Source organism: Gleimia hominis (assembly GCF_032085515.1).
GTDB classification, from domain to species: domain Bacteria; phylum Actinomycetota; class Actinomycetes; order Actinomycetales; family Actinomycetaceae; genus Gleimia; species Gleimia hominis.
The window spans coordinates 88,873-107,780 of record NZ_JASXSX010000005.1; the positions used below are offsets into that span (position 1 = coordinate 88,873).

The 18,908-nt window shown below is 55.9% G+C and carries 17 protein-coding genes; 11 read left to right on the plus strand and 6 right to left on the minus strand.

Annotation, left to right across the window (positions count from 1 at the left end):
- Positions 1-8 precede the first annotated feature (8 nt).
- Positions 9-1,553, minus strand: a complete 1,545-nt coding sequence (locus QS713_RS08680; protein WP_313274555.1) for a cytochrome ubiquinol oxidase subunit I — start codon at positions 1,551-1,553, stop codon at positions 9-11.
- Positions 1,554-2,076: 523 nt separating this feature from the next.
- Here QS713_RS08680 and QS713_RS08685 point away from each other — a divergent pair.
- From QS713_RS08685 to QS713_RS08715, 7 genes are all read left to right on the plus strand, one after another.
- A complete protein-coding gene (locus tag QS713_RS08685; RefSeq protein ID WP_446685023.1) occupies positions 2,077-4,638 on the plus strand; it encodes an Rne/Rng family ribonuclease in 2,562 nt (853 codons plus the stop codon).
- Positions 4,639-4,776: 138 nt separating this feature from the next.
- Positions 4,777-5,097 carry a 50S ribosomal protein L21 gene (gene rplU / locus QS713_RS08690; RefSeq protein ID WP_102215658.1) on the plus strand — a complete coding sequence of 107 codons (321 nt, stop codon included), beginning with the start codon at positions 4,777-4,779 and terminating at the stop codon, positions 5,095-5,097.
- A gap of 25 nt (positions 5,098-5,122) precedes the next feature.
- Positions 5,123-5,383 carry a 50S ribosomal protein L27 gene (gene rpmA, locus QS713_RS08695; RefSeq protein ID WP_102215659.1) on the plus strand — a complete coding sequence of 87 codons (261 nt, stop codon included), beginning with the start codon at positions 5,123-5,125 and terminating at the stop codon, positions 5,381-5,383.
- A 176-nt stretch (positions 5,384-5,559) separates the two neighbouring features.
- Positions 5,560-7,080: a GTPase ObgE gene (gene obgE / locus QS713_RS08700; RefSeq protein WP_313274558.1), complete on the plus strand. Its 1,521-nt coding sequence runs from the start codon at positions 5,560-5,562 to the stop codon at positions 7,078-7,080.
- A 24-nt stretch (positions 7,081-7,104) separates the two neighbouring features.
- On the plus strand, positions 7,105-7,728 hold the full coding sequence (gene nadD / locus QS713_RS08705) for a nicotinate-nucleotide adenylyltransferase (RefSeq protein WP_313274559.1): 624 nt from the start codon (positions 7,105-7,107) through the stop codon (positions 7,726-7,728).
- Positions 7,729-7,756: 28 nt separating this feature from the next.
- A complete protein-coding gene (gene rsfS, locus QS713_RS08710; RefSeq protein ID WP_313274561.1) occupies positions 7,757-8,131 on the plus strand; it encodes a ribosome silencing factor in 375 nt (124 codons plus the stop codon).
- Entirely contained in the window at positions 8,128-8,742 is a 615-nt protein-coding gene (locus QS713_RS08715) for a histidine phosphatase family protein (protein ID WP_313274563.1), read from the plus strand. The genes rsfS and QS713_RS08715 overlap by 4 nt, the downstream gene beginning before the upstream one ends.
- On the opposite strand, the gene QS713_RS08720 is transcribed toward QS713_RS08715, so the two are convergent.
- The 4 genes from QS713_RS08720 to QS713_RS08735 all read right to left on the minus strand — a co-directional run bounded on the left by QS713_RS08720 (position 8,731) and on the right by QS713_RS08735 (position 13,395).
- On the minus strand, positions 8,731-9,486 hold the full coding sequence (locus tag QS713_RS08720; RefSeq protein WP_313274566.1) for an ABC transporter ATP-binding protein: 756 nt from the start codon (positions 9,484-9,486) through the stop codon (positions 8,731-8,733). The two genes, QS713_RS08715 and QS713_RS08720, sit on opposite strands and share 12 nt — an antisense overlap.
- Positions 9,487-9,500: 14 nt before the next feature.
- Positions 9,501-10,481, minus strand: a complete 981-nt coding sequence (locus QS713_RS08725) for a FecCD family ABC transporter permease (protein ID WP_313274569.1) — start codon at positions 10,479-10,481, stop codon at positions 9,501-9,503.
- 20 nt (positions 10,482-10,501) lie between these two features.
- Positions 10,502-11,629 carry an ABC transporter substrate-binding protein gene (locus tag QS713_RS08730; RefSeq protein ID WP_313274571.1) on the minus strand — a complete coding sequence of 376 codons (1,128 nt, stop codon included), beginning with the start codon at positions 11,627-11,629 and terminating at the stop codon, positions 10,502-10,504.
- A 287-nt stretch (positions 11,630-11,916) separates the two neighbouring features.
- On the minus strand, positions 11,917-13,395 hold the full coding sequence (locus tag QS713_RS08735; protein ID WP_313274573.1) for a catalase: 1,479 nt from the start codon (positions 13,393-13,395) through the stop codon (positions 11,917-11,919).
- Between the two features lie 283 nt (positions 13,396-13,678).
- Here QS713_RS08735 and QS713_RS08740 point away from each other — a divergent pair, with 283 nt between their 5' ends.
- The 4 genes from QS713_RS08740 (at position 13,679) to QS713_RS08755 (ending at position 17,171) form a co-directional block, all read left to right on the plus strand.
- On the plus strand, positions 13,679-14,674 hold the full coding sequence (locus QS713_RS08740; RefSeq protein WP_313274575.1) for a FecCD family ABC transporter permease: 996 nt from the start codon (positions 13,679-13,681) through the stop codon (positions 14,672-14,674).
- Positions 14,671-15,477, plus strand: a complete 807-nt coding sequence (locus QS713_RS08745) for an ABC transporter ATP-binding protein (protein ID WP_313274577.1) — start codon at positions 14,671-14,673, stop codon at positions 15,475-15,477. Before QS713_RS08740 ends, QS713_RS08745 begins: the two co-directional genes overlap by 4 nt.
- A 66-nt stretch (positions 15,478-15,543) precedes the next feature.
- The gene (locus tag QS713_RS08750; protein WP_313274579.1) at positions 15,544-16,419 is read left to right on the plus strand and encodes an ABC transporter substrate-binding protein; all 876 of its coding nucleotides are present in this window, start codon (positions 15,544-15,546) and stop codon (positions 16,417-16,419) included.
- Complete coding sequence (locus QS713_RS08755) at positions 16,416-17,171, plus strand: Rossmann-like domain-containing protein (RefSeq protein ID WP_313274581.1); 756 nt, start codon at positions 16,416-16,418, stop codon at positions 17,169-17,171. The genes QS713_RS08750 and QS713_RS08755 overlap by 4 nt, the downstream gene beginning before the upstream one ends.
- Positions 17,172-17,420: 249 nt before the next feature.
- Here QS713_RS08755 and QS713_RS08760 read toward each other — a convergent pair whose 3' ends face one another.
- Positions 17,421-18,437: an endonuclease/exonuclease/phosphatase family protein gene (locus tag QS713_RS08760; protein ID WP_313274584.1), complete on the minus strand. Its 1,017-nt coding sequence runs from the start codon at positions 18,435-18,437 to the stop codon at positions 17,421-17,423.
- Between the last annotated feature and the right edge of the window lie 471 nt (positions 18,438-18,908).

Genomic DNA, 18,908 nt, shown 5'->3' on the forward strand with positions numbered 1-18,908 from the left:
ATCCTTCCTCAGTACCCGAATGCCAGTGCGGCGGAATCGTCCGCAGTGTCGGCTTTAGTTTCGCCTGGTACGTGCATGCCTTCGAGGGCGTAGCGACGCATCAGCCAGATCCAAATGACCCCAAGACCACCGTACAGGAGAGTGAAGATAATGGTGGAGGCCAAAACTTGACCGGCCGGAACAGTTGCGGAAGACGCGAACTGAGTTAGCTGCAGTACTCCGCCAACCGGGTCGTTGTTTAACGCAGCCGCGGAGTTCGGGTACACGACCCACGGCTGGCGTCCCAGTTCGGTGAACAGCCAGCCGGCGGACGCACCGATGAACGGCGCGAGGATGCTCCAGATCGCGGCCTTACCGATCGCCTTCGACTTGATGACCTTGTCGCCGCGCAGCCCGATGAGGGTAACTAGACCGGTGATGCACGAAAGTAAACCGATGAAGATCATGACGCGGAAAGACCAGAACGTCGGGGCGGCTGGGGGCCGGAAGTCGTACTGGCTGGCGTCGCCGTAACGCGACGTGAACGACTCGTTAGCGTTCAACATCTCAACGGTGCGTTCTTGAATGTCCTTAACCCCTTCGACCTCTGCGGTGAATGAGTTGTGGGACATGAACGATGCTACGCCCGGTACGGAAATGAACTTGGTGGGCTGACCTTCGTCGCCAATCGGGCATTCCCCGAAGGATGCAACGGTGAAGGCTGCGGATTCTGTGTCCATACAAATGCCTTCTGCAACTGCCATCTTCATGGGTTGCAGGCGCACCATTTCTTGCCCCTGGAAGTGGCCGGTTAACGCCACGCCAACCCCACCGATTAGCAGTGCGATCGCACCGAAACGGGCAATTGGTTTCCAAACCTTCGTGGCTTTTGCGAATCCCTTGTCCCCTTCGTTAACTGCGCGGGTGTGCCACCATAGGGCGATACCGCACACGAACGATCCGGCGATCAGCACTGAAGTGGTGAACACGTGGGTCCAAGACCAGAACAGAACCGGGTTGGTAACCACGTCGAGGAAACCGCTGGCACCATCTAGTTCCGCACGCCCAGTTTCGGGGTTGAACACGGCTCCAACTGGGTGCTGCATCCACGAGTTCGCACCGAGGATCCACAGTGCCGACACGGACGTACCGATCGCCACCAGCCAGATACTCACGAGGTGCATGGTTTTGGAGATGCGGCCCCAACCGAAAATCCACACGCCAAGGAAGGTGGATTCGAGGAAGAAGGCGAGCAGCGCCTCAAAAGCAAGGGGAGCACCGAAAATGTCACCGACAAAGCGGGAGTACTCCGACCAGTTCATGCCGAACTGGAACTCTTGCACGATACCGGTTGCAACCCCGAGTGCGAAGTTGATGAGCAACAGTTTCCCAAAGAAACGCGTTGCGTTGAGCCAGACCTCATTGCCGGAACGATGCCACTTGGTTTGCATGATCGCAACCAGGAGTGACAGTCCGATTGTGAGCGGCACCTGGAGGAAGTGGTAGACGGTAGTGATACCGAACTGCCACCGTGCCAGGAGCACTCCATCGAGTGCTGCTGGGAGGACGGTCATGATGTCCGCCTTTCCGAGTTGATAGGTTAATTAAAATTATTTGTTGCTAGTTCGCAACCCTCATAAATAAGGATAATGGTATTCTATGCTGATTTCTGACTCTTCGTCAGCAAAACACGGGGGCGCTGCCAGCTGGCGGAAAAATCCGGGTGGCGCCGAAATGCTGCGGGAACGGTATTTATAGCAATTTTGGGCCCCTAGTCCTATCAAATGCAGGTAAAGAAACTGCCTTTAATGTCACTTTTTCCCTTGAGGCACTTTGTGAAGCGGAGCGGGAAGTGAGCTCCCCAATAGGTTCTGCGTGCGCATCTGTGGAATACTGTGCATGTAACTAGCGGAGTACCCCGCCGGTTGAGCTTACTGCCTGGACGCTGAGTTCGCGTAACTGAGTTGCGGCAGTAGGGGCGCGTTCCGTGCCTGTCGTGTTTGTGCACGTCGAGCGCTTTCAGAGTTTCCGCCTGGAGACAGGCGGCGGAGTTTGATCCGGTACTGGACTACTCGAAATTAGTGTGGAGTAAATAACGTGAATAAAGAAGGAAACGGCGATTCGGAAAATAAGTCGCTGCCAAATGCAGCGTTCCAAAACAGTGGGGCGCAAACACCAGGTGTTGGCATGAACCCGCTGTTCATGTCGGCCGAAGCCGGTGGGGCTGATAATTCCAACCAGGGGCGGCCCCCAATGGGCAGTGACGCGTCGGGAGGAATCTTTTTCCAGGCCCCGCAAGTGGCCGCCGGATGGGACGCGGGAGCAGATCAGGACTGGGACGAAGCGGGCGACGACAACGCTGAGGAACATAGGTCGCGCGGGTCGAAACAAAAATCTGGGCGGCGCCGGAACCGGCGCGAACGAGACCGCAGTGACAGCGGCGATAAACAGGCCAGTGCTGAACGCAATGACGAACCAGGGAACAAACGCGGCTCGGATTCAGAAGATGAGGATGGGGCGGAAATAGAAACGTCCCGCCGCCGTCGGCGCCGCCGCCGCACCGCCAGCCACGAAGAGGTCGTAGCGGAAGTTGAAGGGGTTAAAGGGTCAACCCGGCTAGAGGCCAAACGGCAGCGCAGGCGCGAGGGCCGGCGTGAAAAACGACGGCAGGTAGTTACGGAATCGGAGTTCTTGGCACGCCGCGAATCGGTGCGTCGTGAAATGATTATCCGCGAGTCAGATGGACTGAACCAGATCGCGGTGCTAGAAGACGGGCTGCTCGTCGAACACTTCGTGGCCAGGCACACGCAGCAAACCATGGTGGGGAACGTGTACCTCGGGCGCGTGCAGAACGTGCTGCCCTCCATGGAAGCTGCGTTCGTGGACCTGGGTAAGGGCCGCAACGCCGTGCTCTACGCGGGGGAAGTGAACTGGGAAGCGGCGGGCGTAACCTCAAAACCGCGGCAAATAGAACAGGCCCTCAAATCTGGTGACACCGTCATGGTGCAGGTGACAAAAGACCCGATTGGACACAAGGGTGCGCGGCTAACCGGTCAGGTCACGCTCGCGGGCCGGTTCCTCGTGTTCGTACCCGGTGGGGGGATGACCGGGATTTCCCGCAAACTTCCCGACGCGGAACGGTCTCGTTTGAAAAAACTGCTTTCGAAGATCGTGCCGAAGGAAGCCGGTGTGATCGTGCGCACCGCAGCGGAAGGTGCCAGTGAAGAGCAGTTGCGTGACGACGTGGAACGGCTCAGTAAGCAGTGGGACGAGATTAAGCAGAAAGAAAAACGCAAGCCGAAAGCACCAACTCTGTTGCGTTCCGAACCGGAACTCGCGGTCCGGGTGGTGCGGGACGTGTTCACGGAAGACTTCGAGTCCCTCACGGTTCAAGGGGAGCGCACGTGGGAGACGATTCATCAGTACGTGTCTGACCTGTCGCCGGAGTTGGTGGAACGCCTGCGCCATTGGAAGAGTGACGACGACGTATTCGCCGCTCATCGCATTGACGAGCAGTTGGCGAAGGGCATGGACCGGAAGGTGTTCCTTCCCTCCGGTGGGTCCCTCGTGATTGACCGGACCGAAGCGATGACGGTCATCGACGTGAATACGGGTAAGTTCATTGGCTCCGGGGGGACCTTGGAGGAGACCGTTACGAAGAACAACCTGGAGGCCGCTGAGGAGATTGTGCGGCAGCTGCGGTTGCGCGATATCGGTGGGATTATCGTGATCGACTTCGTGGACATGGTGCTCGAATCTAACCGCGAACTGGTGCTGCGCCGCCTGGTGGAGTGCTTGGGCAGAGACCGCACCCGACATCAGGTGACGGAAATTACTTCCCTCGGGCTGGTTCAGATGACCCGTAAACGCGTGGGCGAAGGTTTGGTGGAAGCGTTCTCCACGCCATGTGAGTGCTGTGATGGACGTGGCTTTATTGTGCACGACCATCCGGTGGAAATCTCGGACGATAACGAAGGGCGCAGTCGCAAACGTGGTAACAAGCACGGGAAGAAAAACCGGGAGCAAGACAAAGCGCGTGAACAAGCGGATTCCAAGCAGGACCAGAAGCGTGAGGAAGTGAAGAGCGCACTCAGTGCGATTGCAGCAGCGACCGCGTCGGCGCATGAACAACCTCAAGAAAATGGGGCGGCAAACGCAGAATCCGTAGAAAACAGCACTGAAGGAGCCGCGGAGAAATCGAAGAAGAACGGGCGAAAGAACCGTAAGAACTCGCAGAAGGCCAAGAGAACCTCGGCGAAATCCGGGGGAGGGGCGAAATCTAAGGAAAGTGAGTCTAACTCCGGTCACGGGGAGACTCAGGGGGAATCGGATTCGCACCGGGCGGAAGGCATTGCCCACAAGACCGATGCAGCAGGTAAAGCACCACGCCAGAAAGAGGACCGGGACAAGCTGAGGAACGGGCGCAAAGCAAGTGACTCTGAGAAGGCGGGTAAGGCGCCGCGCAAGCCACGTCGACGCGGGGTAACCATGGAACAGTCGGCGCCGGAGGAAGCACCGGCAGCAGATGCGAAACCGACCCCGAAAATCGCGCGTCCGGTGGCGGCGACCGTGGAAGCGGCTGAGGATTCCCCCGTGACGCGTCCGCGCAAGAAGCGCCATCGGCGGGTGGTATCTACCGACACTGGGGGTGGTGAATAACACACCGGACAAAGCGCTTTTTGAGGGAAAATCGTTTGAAAGATAACGGTAAATCCCGTATTCTAAAGCGTCGGTGCGTTTAATCCACTTCTAATTTGTGGTGAGGAACGCGCAGTAAGTATTCGTAATCGATAAGAGATGAGCAGCAACGTGGTCTACGCGATCGTCAAGGCCGGCGGCCGACAGGAAAAGGTGTCCGTCGGTGATGTCGTCGTCGTCGACAAGTTGGCAGGAGAATCCGGCGACACCGTCGAACTCCAGCCCGTAATGGTGGTCGACGGTGACAAAGTCACCTCCAACGCCGATGAGCTTGGAAAAGTTAAGGTTACTGCCGAGATCGTCGAACCCATGAAGGGCCCGAAGATCTCGATTGTGAAGTATAAGAACAAGACTGGTTACCGCAAACGCCAAGGTCACCGTCAACCCTTGACTAAGATCAAGGTTACGGGGATCAAGTAGGTTCTAAAAGGAAGAGGCTTAAGAGATGGCAAGTAAGAAGGGACTCGGTTCAACTAAGAACGGTCGCGATTCTAACGCCCAGCGCCTTGGCGTTAAGCGTTTCGGCGGCCAGTTCGTGAACGCAGGTGAAATCATCGTTCGTCAGCGTGGTACCAAGTACCACCCGGGTGTGAACGTTGGTCGTGGTAAAGACGACACCCTGTTTGCACTAATTGCTGGTGACGTGGAGTTTGGTAGCCGTCGTGGTCGCCGCGTGGTAAGCGTGGTGGAACCGGCTGCAGTTTAACCTCTTTAAGGTTTAACACGAGGGTGGGCGGAACAACCGTCCACCCTTGCATCATATCTTCGCGGATTCGCGGCGACCCCAGGCTGCTGAGCCTATAGCGCGAGGGCGCATGGGGACTAGCGAAAGGGGCGCATGGACACTAACGCAAGGGGCGCATCGGAGGAAAGGGAATATAAATGGCTTCATTCGTGGATACCGTAAAGCTGTTCGTGTCGGGCGGTGATGGTGGCAACGGGTGTGCCTCCGTGCGCCGCGAAAAATATAAGCCTTTGGGTGGCCCTGACGGGGGAAATGGTGGTAACGGCGGAGATGTGATCCTCGAAGTGTCAGAACAGGTCACGACGTTACTGGACTATCACCGTTCGCCGCATCGGAGTGCAGAAAACGGCACTCCCGGTCAGGGGGATAACCAGGAAGGTAAGAATGGTGAGCACGTGGTGCTGCCAGTACCTCAGGGGACGGTTGTAAAGGAAAATGGTGAGGTAATCGCTGACCTCGCTGCCCCGCAGCAGAGGTACGTGATCGCTCAAGGTGGGCGCGGCGGGCTTGGGAACGCAGCGTTGGCGTCACGTAAACGCAAAGCTCCCGGGTTTGCGCTGCTGGGGGAGCCGGGACAGGAACGCACCGTCACGCTGGAACTTAAATCCGTAGCGGATGTGGCGCTCGTGGGGTTCCCGTCGGCAGGCAAGTCCTCGCTTATTTCAGCGATGTCTTCGGCACGCCCGAAAATCGCGGACTACCCGTTTACCACGCTCGTGCCGAACCTGGGGGTGGTGGACGCGGATGGATTGCGGTACACGATCGCGGACGTGCCGGGGTTGATTCCCGGGGCGGCGCAGGGCCGTGGTTTAGGCCTGGAGTTTTTGCGCCATATCGAGCGGTGCGCGGTGATCGTCCACGTCCTCGACGCAGCCACGTTTGAAACTGAACGCGACCCCGTGTCTGACCTGAAAGTGATTGAGCACGAGCTGGCGCAGTACCGGTCGGATTTAGGGGACGTTGAGGGCTACGTTCCACTTGGACAGCGGCCCCGAATTATTGTGATCAACAAGATTGATATTCCAGATGGGCGCGAGATGGCGCAGATGCAACGCGCTGAACTGGAGGCGTTTGGCTGGCCCGTGTTCGAGATTTCAGCGGTTACCCATGAGGGGTTGCGCGAACTCGGTTTCGCACTGGCGAACGCGGTGGCCGAGCAGCGCGCCCAGCTCCCGGAACCGCAGGTGCCGGAAGTGGTGGAAGTTGAGCCGGTGGGCCGTCGGAGGGGCTCGGACTTCACAGTGACCACCACTGATGTGGAGGGTGAGCGCGCGTACCAGGTGCGTGGAACCGGTGTGGAACGGTGGGTGTCGCAAACCGATTTCGGTAACGACGAGGCCGTGGGCTTCCTCGCAGACCGGTTGAAACAAGCTGGAGTAGAAGACGCGCTGGTTGAGGCGGGGGCACTCCCGGGGGATCCGGTGGTTATTGGCCCGGCAGAATCGGGGGTCGTGTTCGACTGGGAACCGACTTTGCAAACTGGGGCGGAGCTGCTCGGACCTCGAGGTTCTGATGCGCGTATGGAAGGCTCCGGCAGGGCGACTCGCAAGGAACGTAAGGCCCGGTACCACGAAAAGATGGATGCGAAGGCTGCGGCCCGCGAGGAACTGTGGACGGAACGTGAATCCGGTGTGTGGACGGACCCGAGCAGCAGGTAAGACGAGAGGAAAGCGTCGAGAGCTATGGAATACGCTGCAAACACAAGGGGCGGTGGGCAAGTGAACCGCCCGTCGATCGGCGTGATGGGTGGCACCTTCGACCCGATTCACCACGGCCACCTCGTGGCTGCTTCAGAAGCGATGGCCGTGTTTGGACTAGACCAGGTGGTGTTCGTCCCAACCTCGACGCAACCATTTAAAGCCGGGCGCCGTGTCACTTCACCGGAGCACCGCTACCTCATGACCGTGATTGCGACGGCCTCAAATAACCGCTTCACCGTTTCGCGCGTTGATATTGAACGGGGGGAAACCACGTACACGATCGACACGCTGCGGGATCTGCATAACCAGCGTCCTGACGCAGACCTGTACTTCATTACGGGTGCGGATGCGTTAACGCGGATTTTGGAATGGAAAGATGTGGATGAGCTGTTTCAGTTGGCGCATTTTATTGGGGTGACGCGCCCGGGCCACGAGTTGGGAACACAAGGACTCCCTGCTAGTAAAGTGTCTTTACTGGAAGTGCCGGCAATGGCCATATCATCTACGGATTGTCGGAAAAGAGTGAAAGCCGGTAAACCGGTGTGGTACTTAGTACCTGACGGGGTTGTACAGTACATTCAAAAGTACGGACTCTATAAGAGTTGAACCGAGTTTTAGGAGATATGGATCGTACGTGGAGCTTGAACGGGCAACAGTAAACTTAGTTACCGAACTGGCGGCGGCTGCGGAAGAAATGAAGGCAATCAACCCCGTAGCTATCAACGTGGGGGAGCGCACAGCTTACTGCGATGTGTTCCTAATCGTTTCAGCAGATAACGAACGACAAGTGCGTGCGGTTACCCGTGCTCTAGTGGATCGGGCAGTGGAGCTCGGTTGGCGCAGGCCCAGTGTGGAAGGCGCCGAGGAAGCCCAGTGGGTGCTACTGGATTTCGGGGTGGTAACTGTGCACGTGCAGTTGGATACGCAGCGCGAATACTACGGGTTGGAACGCCTGTGGGCAGACTGCTCGCGTTTGCCATTGCCACAGCCCGCGAAGGTGGGCGCGTGAGCACTCGCATTATCTTCATGCGCCACGGGCAGACGGATTACAATGCGGCGGGGCGAGTTCAAGGTCAGATTGATATTGCTTTGAACGAAGTGGGTAAATCCCAGGTGCGGGCCGCAGCTGCGCGGGTGGCGCAGTTGAAGCCGGATCGGATTATTTCTTCCGACCTGTCGCGTGCAGTTGACACCGCGCAGGGGGTGGCGAACCTCTTGGATGTGCCCGTGGAAGTGGATAAGCGGGTACGGGAACGTGCTTTCGGTGTGTTCGAAGGCATGAGTGGTGCGCAGATGCAGGCAGATTACGGTCCGTGGTACTCTCAGTGGCGGTCAGAAGGGGAATGCGCGGACGCGGGGATCGAATCGCGCCGCGACGTAGGTGAGAGGTTTGCGCAAGCGGTTTTGGAGGCCGCGCAAACTCCGGGTACGTACTTGTTTGTGTCGCACGGCTCCGCGATTGTGCAGGCGATGACGTGCCTACTTGGTTTAGATCCGCACGAGTGGGCGGGGTTACGCGGGCCAGATAACTGCCACTGGTCGATTTTGGTTCGCGGCGATCGGCCTCCACATTGGCGCATGTTGGCGCACAACTTCGGGGTTGGGCAGTTAGAGGGTTGAGTCTTTAACGTACGGTAGTGCCCGTCCTTCAACGCGGGTGATGCCAAATGGGATGCCGTACAGTTGCGTGAGGTTCTGTGCCGTCAGCGTGTTTTCCACCGCTCCTTGCGCGAGGATATGGGCGCCGCCCAGGAAGATGGTGCGCCCGCCCAGTACGGGTACGGTTTCGGGCGCGTGCGTGGTGAGCACGATGCTCTTATTTTCCTGCTTCGCGAGCTCAGACAGCAGTGCGGTGAGGCGGTGCGCGTTCGCTGGGTCCAGGTCAGAGGTTGGTTCGTCGAGAAGTATGAACGGGGTTCGTTGGCACAGGGCGGTGGCTAATAGGACGAGTTTGCGCTCTCCACCCGAGAGCTCATTGAAGTAACGGTACGCCAAGTGACGAACCCCGAGTTGCGAAAGTGCCTCCAGTGCCTGTTCGCGTTCACTCGCGCCGGGGGCGTGTAAGTATTGCAGTCGGGAAGTGGTGCCCATGGTGACAATTTCGATTGCTTGGAACGAGAAGGTGACGTTCAGGGCTTGTGGGATGTAGGCAACCTGCTGGCTGAACTCCCGGGCTTTCCACTTGGATACTGGATTATTCCCCAAAAGCACGTGCCCTCGGCTGGGTTTTAGGTGCCCTACCAGTAGTTCCATAAGCGTGGACTTACCTGTTCCGTTCGGCCCGAGGATACTCACGCATTCGCCACGCTTGATGTCTAAGTTAATGCCCTCTAAAACAGTGGGGCCGCCGTAGCTGAAACTCACGTCCCTCATGCGAATCATACGAACCGGATCTTTCTGCGAAACACGAGTAGTAGGAACAGGGGGAGGCCAACCACCCCGGTTAACACGCCAACGGGTAGTTCACCGGCTATCAGGGTACGGGCAAAAAGGTCTATGAGCAGCATGAATGAGGCACCTAAAGAGATGGATGCGCCAAACACCGCACGCATTTGTGGCCCCACAATCATGCGTGCGTAGTGGGGGACGACGATACCGACCCAACCGATCACGCCGGCGATTGAAATGCACAGTGACGCCAAGGCCGATGCCATGATTAGCGCAATAGTGCGGTCGCGGCGTACTTGCACGCCAACGGATTGGGCGAACGTTTCATCGACGCTGATGACGGTCAGGCGCCACAGTAATCCGGCGATGAGCACGAGAATGAGGATGTAGGCGGGCAAAGTGGTTTTGAGGCTATCGGGGCCGATCGAGGCGATGGAACCCATGAGCCAGAAAATGATTTGGGGCAGTTTTTCGTACGGGTCTGCAACGAACTTGATTAGAGCTGTGAGGGATGCGAAGAGTGCGCCCACGAGGATTCCCGACAGAATCAGTGCGCTGGCGTTACCGCGCGAAGTGGAGGCGAATAAAAAAGTGAGCCCAACGGCGAGTAAAGCCATGACGACGGCGCTCGCTTGAACGGCGAGTCCACTTCCGAGTGTGAGGATCGCCAGGGCAGCGCCGAATCCGGCGCCGTTGGATACGCCCAGGGTGTAGGGCGAGCACAGTGGGTTGCGGAAAACTGCTTGGTAGATTGCGCCAGAGACCGCGAGGCCGGCTCCGACAACGACTGCGCCCAATACGCGCGGTAGACGCACTTGGGTTAGCAGCGTGTATGCCTGCGGGTCCGCTGCATCTTGAGCGAATACGAGGTCGGTGATTGAGCGCCAGATGGTGCCCGGGGCAATGTGGTATCCGCCCACCCCGGCGCAAATGGTTGCAAGCACGAGTGGCAGGGCTACGAACCCTGCCACTGCGCTTATGCGTTTAACGCTCAATCTACTTTGCCTTTGAACTCCACTTTGTAAAACTTGCTGTAGAAGTCCTGAGCGCGTTCTTTAACGTAGTCGGCGCTAACTTTGTCTGGGTAGAACTTGTGAGCTAAGAATGGTTCACCAAGTGCCATCGAATCGGTATCGGGGTTACCCCACGGTTTCGTCCAGTAGGGCGCTTCGATTACGTTACCTTCTTTCACGGCCCGCAGCGCTTGCCACTTCGCGTCGTTCTTTACGGATTCAAGTACCTCCGGGTAACGGTCCTGGACGATCACGTAGTCCGGATCCCACTTGACAACTTGTTCAAAGTTGTATGGTTTGTAGCCTTGAATGTCGTCTGCAGCGACGTTCACAGCTCCTGCGCGGAGCAGCTGGGCGCCCACGTATTTGTCGTTTCCGTAGGTTTGGTCGCCTTCGTTTGCGACGAATACTTTGACCCGCTGGTCGTCGGGTACTTCTCCGACCGCTTTTTCAACGTGGTCGCGCGAGTCTTCAACGAACTGCCACAGTTCTTTCGCCTTATCTTCTTTGCCCGTTAGTTTACCTAGCGTTTCAACGCTCCACTTGAGGCCGTCGGTGTACGCTTTGTCAGAGTTCGCCAGGCGTGGGTTCTGCGCTTCTTTTTGCTTCCCTTCGGCACGCAGTGAAACGGTCGCGTAGGGAATCTTCAAGGAGTCGAGTTTCTTGAGGTCCTCAGGGTTCGCCTGGGAAGCGACAATCACGATGTCTGGTTTGAGGGCCGCGACTTGCTCAACGTTCATGGATTTTAGGTCGCCTGGCGTGGGGAGGTCTTCAATTCCGGGGAAGACGTCTTTCATGTAGTCACCGAGGTCGCGTTCCCATTTCGCTTCGGTGCCCACCACTTTGTCTTGCGCTCCGAGTTGAGCCAGAATGTCGAGCGAGTGGTGTTGCAGGACGACCATGCGGTCGACGGGGGCTTTGACTTTAACTTCGTGATCGGCCTGGTCGGTGAATGTTATTTCACTCTGCGATGCCTGCGCTGAACTGCTGGTTGCAGAGGGGCTGCTGTTTGCTTTGTTATCCGTTGAGGTTGTGCAGGCTGCCATCGTGAGCGCGAGGGTGATGGCACTGAGTGATGCGATGGATAAGCGCTTTATATTTTTCAACTATCCTTCTCTCAAAATCGGGTGGAAAAGTATTTTCCCACGCAAAAGCGTGATAATTACCCTAACACACATGAATCCGGGGGCCGCGTTGGTACCCCTGCCCCCGGATTCATGAAGTATATGCAGTGCGAGCCTGCGCCGCTACTTACAGCGCTGCCTTCGCGCTCGCTGATACCGTACTTAGCTTGCGTGTATTTCGCGCTCGCTGCAACCTTACTTGGTTTGCTTGTATTTGGCGCCTGCCCACTCACTACTTGGTGTGCGGATATTTCGCATTTGCCAGCACGTTACTTATTCTGCGTGTATTTTGCTTCGATTTTCTCTCCGGTTTCGGTGTCGATGTGTTTCCAGTAGTCGATCGCTTGGCGGGCAACGTGGTCATCCACCCCGTCGAGCAGCATTCCGCTGACGGTGTCGACCAGGCGGGCGCGCGCGGCCTCGTCCATTACGTTACGCACGAGGTCGTGTGCTTGCCCCCAGTCGTCATCTTCTTCGTGCAGTGAGTACGCGGCGCGCACGAGTTCGCCGTCCGCTTCCCAACCGTTGTCAACCGGGCCCTGCTCGTCTTGGAACGCGCGTTCGTACGAGTTCGGAGCGTATACCGGCGCGTCTCCGGAGTGGAAGAACTGCATCGCCCCTTCTTTGTCGTACGAGTTCGTGTTCACGATCGGCCGGTTTACAGGCAGTTGGTTGAAGTTTGTGCCCAACCGGTTGCGTTGCGCGTCGGGGTAAGAGAATACACGGCCGAGTAGCATCTTATCGGGGGAAACCCCGGTTCCCGGCACCATGTTTGAGGGGCTGAACGCCGCCTGCTCGATCTGCGCGTAGTAGTTCACGGGGTTTTGGTTCAGGGTAAAGTGACCCACCGGAATCCGCGGGTAGTCTTTTTGCGACCAGGTTTTAGTGAGGTCAAACGGGTTGAACCGGTACGTCTTCGCTTCTTCGTATGGCATGATTTGCACTTCGAAACGCCACGTGGGGTAGTCACCGCGAGCAATGGCGTCGAACAGGTCTTGCCGGTGGAAGTCAGGGTCGGTTCCCGCTAGTTTCTCGGCTTCTTCATTGGTGAGTCCTTCAACTCCCTGTTCGGTGAGGAAGTGGTATTTAACCCAGTAGCGTTCGCCCTGCTCGTTGACCCACATGTAGGTGTGTGAGCCGTAGCCGTTCATGTTCCGGTAAGTCTTGGGGATTCCGCGGTCACCCATTAGGTAGGCAACTTGGTGCGCGCTTTCGGGGGAGAGAGACCAAAAATCCCACTGCATGTTGTTTGAACGCAGTCCGGAGTCTGGGGTGCGTTTTTGCGAGTGGATGAAATCGGGGAATTTCATGGGGTCGCGCACGAAGAAGATGGGCGTATTGTTGCCGACGAGGTCGAAGTTTCCATCTTCTGTGTAGAACTTGAGTGCGAATCCGCGAACGTCACGCCACGTGTCGGGCGAACCCTGTTCACCAGCGACGGTTGAGAACCGGGCGAGCATTGGCGTTTTCGCACCCGGTTGGAAGAGTTTGGCTTTCGTGTATTTAGACACGTCGTGCGTAATTGTTAGTTCCCCAAATGCGCCCGCTCCTTTAGCGTGAGGGCTGCGTTCGGGAATGCGTTCGCGGTCAAAACGCGCAAGCTTCTCTACTAGCGCTACGTCGTGTAGCAGTAGTGGGCCGTCTGGTCCGACACTGAGGGAGTCCGCGTCACTTTCCCTAACCGCACCTGTTTCAGTTGTGGATGGTTTCTTGGGATCGTGCTGTTCCAAGCCGTCGAATCGTTTCATGGTCCGCTCCTCCTTGACGCTGTTTGAAAACGATGCTTTTCCACTCTAACCACGAAACGTGGCCTGCGCGCTTTGAAACTTTCCGCGCGCTCACCACAGCAGGAACGGAAGAAACGCGGTAAAAGCGTCTGCACAATCTTGCTATGGTTAATATATAAGGCGCACATGCGGCCAGGTTATCTGTGGGCGTACTTGTTCTAACTGGGCTAAGGTTATCTAACCATCCGCACGTGGTCACACAACATAGTACGAGCCAGAAAACGTAAAGGAAGAGGAGCTGATAATGAGCCGTGCCCGGACTGCTTTGGTGTGGGTCAGCCCGGTTATCGTTTTCATGCTTGCCTTATCCGTGGGCCGCTATCCAGTGAGCCTAGGATCCCTATACGACGCAACTAGCGCATATCTAACCGGTGCTCCGATGGACGCCGGTCAGCTTGCACTGATCCGCGTGCGACTCCCACGCGTGCTCGTCGCCATGATTGTTGGCGCAGCACTATCTTCCGCAGGCGCGGCCTTCCAAGGTTTGTTTCGAAACCCAGTGGTCTCGCCAGATCTGCTGGGCGCCTCGTCTGGTGCTTCCTTCGGTGCTGCGCTCGCAATCTTCGTTGGCATCTCTAGCCTGGGAATACAGGTTGTCGCATTCACGTTCGGGCTGCTGGCCGTGATAATAGTAGCCACTCTCAACGGACTACTCGTGCGCCGCGCAAACACAATCATTACCCTCATCTTGTGCGGGATGCTCATCGGCAGCCTGTTCAACGCCTTTGTTTCACTGCTGAAATTCGTAGCTGATACGGAAACAAAACTACCGGCCATCACGTTCTGGCTGATGGGTTCGCTCGCGGGCACGCAGCTCAGTGACCTAAAGATCCTGTGGTTATTCGTACCCGTAATGCTCGTCCTGCAACTGGTGAGGTGGAAGATTAACCTCCTCTCCCTTGGGGATGAGGAAGCGAAAATGCTGGGGGTGAACGTGGCTGTGTACCGGTGGCTAATCATTGGTTGCGCCACGCTACTGACCTCACTTTCGGTGGCAGTGAGCGGCAATATTGGGTGGATCGGTCTGGTGGTGCCGCACCTGGCGCGCATGCTGGTGGGGTCTAACTACGGGCGGCTCATGCCCGCCACCATCCTGTTGGGCTCTTCCTTCTTACTGCTTGTCGACACGGTTGCTCGGCTTTTGTTCACCGTCGAGGTGCCGCTCGGTATTCTCACGGCGATTGTGGGCGCACCCTTTTTCTGCGTCCTGTTGTTCCGCGCTCAAAAGGGGTTTGTATGATTATTCAAGCGCGCGAACTAGTGTGCGGATACAAGCCTGGGCACCCAATTATTGGCCCCATTTCCCTCGGGATTAAACGCGGATCAATCACCTGCATAGTTGGGCCAAATGGGATCGGTAAAACCACTTTGTTCAAGACCCTCTTGGGCCTGCTGAAACCTCTTTCGGGCAGTTTCGAGGTAAGTGGCAAGGATGCGTCGCAGTACTCGGCGAAAGAATTTGCACGTAAAGTCGCGTACGTGCCTCAAAGTCATATTCCACCATTTCCATTTACGGTCGAAGATTTTGTGGTTATGGGGACGAACCCGCATTTGAATGAACTGGCTTCGCCTGGGGAAGGAGAGTTTGAGGTAGCGCGCCGCGCATTGGCGAACATGGGGATTTCGCATTTAGCTAAGCGCGATTACACGCAGATCAGTGGGGGAGAGCGGCAACTGGTTGTGATTGCCCGTGGGTTAGCGCAGCAGGCGGAGCTAATCATGATGGATGAGCCAACTGCGAGTTTGGACTTTGGGAATCAAGTGTTGGTTCTGCAGCGGATTCAACGGCTGAGTGAATCTGGGTACACGATTATTTTTATTACTCATGATCCGACGCAAGCGTTCACAGTTGCAAACGAGGTAGTGGCGTTGGGGCGTAATAGTTTCGTGCAGGCCGGCAAGCCTAGTGATGTACTGACTGAAACGACTTTAAGTGACCTGTACGGAGTTGACGTGCAGGTAGCGGCGATCCGTGTGCAAGGCACGGAGGTTTCTACAAATGTTTGTATTCCAGCACAGTTAACGAGAGGAAAGAGGAGATGAAGTTACACCGAAAGTGGCGGCAGTTAGCCGCTCTTATGGCTGGTTTGGCCCTAGTGGTTACTGGCTGTGCATCGGGTGGTGGAAGCTCGCGAGTACATGGATAAGAAGTACTGGGACCTGCCCGAGTACGGTAAGTTCTACGGTAAGTCTGGTGACTTTAATCGCGAGGCGTTGATGGCTGCTAAACCACAAGTGGTGATTGATGTTGGCGAGTGGGATGAGGACTACAAGAAGGATCTGGATAAACTGCAGGAACAAATCGGGATTCCGGTTGTCCTAATTGATGGGAACATTAAAGAGAATCCGTCTGCGTTCCGCACCATGGGTAAGCTGTTGGGTGAAGAAGAACGCGGGGAAGAGCTCGGTAAGTATTCCGATGAGGTTCTGCAGGATGCGCAGGATCGGGTGAAGAAGATTAAGGACCACAAGAAGGTTTACGTGGGTGAACGCGAAGATGGTTTGTCCACGATTCTTGCGGGTACGATTCACGCTCAGATTTTTGAGATGGTTGGAGCCGATGTGGTGGCCACCCCGGAGGTGGCTAATAAGCAGCAGGGTGGCGGCACGGTCTCGTTAGAGCAGGTGCTTGCGTGGAATCCGGATGCGATTTTCTTTGGACCAGATTCGATTTACGATTCGGTTGCGAGTGATCCGACTTGGAGCGGGCTTAAAGCTATTCAGAATGGGGATTACTACAGGATTCCGGATACGCCTTACAACTGGGTGGGCCGCCCACCGGGGCCGAACCGTCTGATTGGGATCCGCTGGGTTGGGAACATGCTTTACCCGGACGTGTTTGATTACGACATGGAGAAAGAGGTTAAGCATTTCTACAAACTCATGTATCGTCACGATTTGACGGATGAGGAAGTGGCGGATCTGTTGGGTACTTCGGGTGATTCCCACGATTCAGGTGATTCTCATGAAAAGAAGGCTGCATGAGTAACCCGTGGTACCTGTATGACCGCCTGTTGGACCCGATCGATGATGACGTTATTGTTGAGGACTATCAGGTCGGTCGTTCTTGGACGCAGGTGCATGCCAGTTCGGGATCTGTTGGGCTGGCGATGAACACGGATTTTGGAACGCGACCACAGCTGACGGCGGATGATTCGCTAATTGGTAAGCCTCTACATTCGGTTGCGCAACTGGTGAAGAGTTGGAATGCGCCCGAAGCTTCGGTGGGGATGGCGGCGATAAACGCTTGGTATAACACACCTGATGCGTTGAAGTCGTTTACCCCACATCCGAATGCTCGCGAGCATGATGCGTTTGCTGTTTACGCTCAGGATATTGTGGGTAAGCGGGTGGCGGTAGTGGGGCACTTTCCGGGGGTTGAAAACCGGTTAAGCCAGGCGCGTGAGCTCACCGTGTTGGAGCGCAAACCATGGCAAGGTGATTATCCAGATCCGGCAAGCGAGTATGTTCTTGCTGACCAGGATTACGTGTTCATTACTGGAAGTACGTTTGCGAACCGTACGGCGCCGCGATTATTGCAGCTTTCTGAGAATGCGAGGGTAGTGATTTTGGGGCCTACTACTCCTTTGGCGGCCGCCTTATTTGAGGAAGGAGTGGATGGGTTATCCGGACTCGTGGTGACTGATCCGCAGAAACTCAAGAAGTCACTGCGCGGCGTTGGTGGTTTGAGCCATTTCGACGCTGGCGTCACTTACGACGTGGTGAAACAGCACTAGTCATGTGAACGAGTAGATTCCCGCTTGGCTGAGCAGTGGCGGCCCAGTTAAGCGGGAATTCCTCAACGGCGATATTAGCTTGGGTTACTCCAAAGTGCTTGTCTATCCTCAAGATCCTAGCGTTGGATAACTTAAGTCGTGATCAACAACCGGCCGGAAGAAATAAACGAGCGCATACGTTCTCCGTATCGGATATGAAAAAGCACTTCCCGCCAGTGAGCGAGAAGTGCTGGCACGCAAATTGGTTAGTTAAAACGAGAGGGTGCTGACCAAGGCGATGTGATCTGATTTCTTCGTTTCGTAAAATTGCGTAGCCCTAACGGAAACCGTATCCGGAGTCAGAATATGATCGATTTGACTGCGAAAAACAGGTGGGGCACTTCTGGGCCAAGTACCACCTAGTGTGCAAGGCTTGACCTCATGGTAGTGGGTAAGGGAGGCTAGTGCGCCATGATGGAGTTGCGCGTTGAAGTCACCTGTAATAATGGCTCGTTTATGGTCGCTAGACGAAAGATGGCTCTGGATACGTTTAAGATCGCTACGCCACGAATCCATGAGACCAGGCAGTGGGGGCGCAGTATGCACACCGATAATTACTGGCAATGCAGAGTTTGGGGTGCTCGGTGTTAAGATAAGGGACCCATAGGTAGCTAAATCCGTATCTTGAACCGTGTATTCGCCCAAGGACTTCTTTATCATTACCGTTAATGGTGCTATCCCGCCTTGCGACTGTGAGGTGAATATAGAGTAATCCGTGGATTTTTCACCTGCGTCATTGAGCAGGTTTGACAGGCGTGTTCCACCAGGGGTGGGGTAATCGCCAAGCTCTGGTAGTACGAGAATGTCAGGGTCGAATCGTTTGAAAATTTCTTCAAACTGGTCTACATCAGCAGAATCGTGCGCATTCCATTCGAAAACAGTAATATCACTTTGCTGTGTTTGCCCCGAATCGATGCGAGGTGCTGGTTCAACAGCGAGTGCCCCATAGAGTAGACCGCTAACGACACTGGCTGCTGCACACACAATCCAGAACCTTTGGATGGCGCCATTTTTTCGTTTCCACCAACATGAAATAGCCGCAACAGCAAGTCCTGTGCTGCACAGGAGGACACACAGAGCCGAAGGAAAAGCAAGAAGATGGGCAGCGACCGGCCACGTGGTAACCAGCAGCGAAATATGTAAACTTTTCGCGACCATGGCACTGATTGCAGCCATTGCCAACAGCCCCAGTAGAAATACCGACAATATCTTAGCCGTATGCTTCACCCATCTCCTCGCTCATCCCTCAAGACGAAGTCTACTAGATAGGCAGGCCACTACGTCTGCCGGCCAACTAGAGCACGGTCTCAGCGCATCTGCAGATGCATGAGCCCTCTCAAAAACCGTACTTGACCAAGTAAAACGCGACTTCCTGAGGGAGTTAGATGCGCTCACATCTTTGTATTCAAATGAGGTAGTAGATTGTTACCTCCACGCTAGTATGGATACTTTTGTGTAGCGGGAGTAGTTTTTCGCGAGAGGGGGTACACTGGGTGACTCATTGGCGTAATCGGAAATCCAGGTTAAATGACTATTAGAGCCAGACTAGCGAGTCATCTGGCGCGTCGTCGGTGACATTGATGCGAAGCTTGTGCTTTGCCATAAGTTTTCTCCTTTCTGAAGGATTCGAATAGGTGCTTGCCGCCATGTGGGGCTTGCACTCATACGTCCTCGAGTCGGGGCGAATCCGGACGGGTC

Excerpts from the sequence above, each read along its gene's own strand:
- QS713_RS08680 (WP_313274555.1), bottom strand. The coding sequence starts at position 1,553 with ATGACCGTCCTCCCAGCAGCACTCGATGGAGTGCTCCTGGCACGGTGG.
- rplU (WP_102215658.1), top strand. The coding sequence starts at position 4,777 with ATGAGCAGCAACGTGGTCTACGCGATCGTCAAGGCCGGCGGCCGACAG.
- rpmA (WP_102215659.1), top strand. The coding sequence starts at position 5,123 with ATGGCAAGTAAGAAGGGACTCGGTTCAACTAAGAACGGTCGCGATTCT.
- obgE (WP_313274558.1), top strand. The coding sequence starts at position 5,560 with ATGGCTTCATTCGTGGATACCGTAAAGCTGTTCGTGTCGGGCGGTGAT.
- nadD (WP_313274559.1), top strand. The coding sequence starts at position 7,105 with ATGGAATACGCTGCAAACACAAGGGGCGGTGGGCAAGTGAACCGCCCG.
- QS713_RS08735 (WP_313274573.1), bottom strand. The coding sequence starts at position 13,395 with ATGAAACGATTCGACGGCTTGGAACAGCACGATCCCAAGAAACCATCC.
- QS713_RS08740 (WP_313274575.1), top strand. The coding sequence starts at position 13,679 with ATGAGCCGTGCCCGGACTGCTTTGGTGTGGGTCAGCCCGGTTATCGTT.
- QS713_RS08745 (WP_313274577.1), top strand. The coding sequence starts at position 14,671 with ATGATTATTCAAGCGCGCGAACTAGTGTGCGGATACAAGCCTGGGCAC.
- QS713_RS08755 (WP_313274581.1), top strand. The coding sequence starts at position 16,416 with ATGAGTAACCCGTGGTACCTGTATGACCGCCTGTTGGACCCGATCGAT.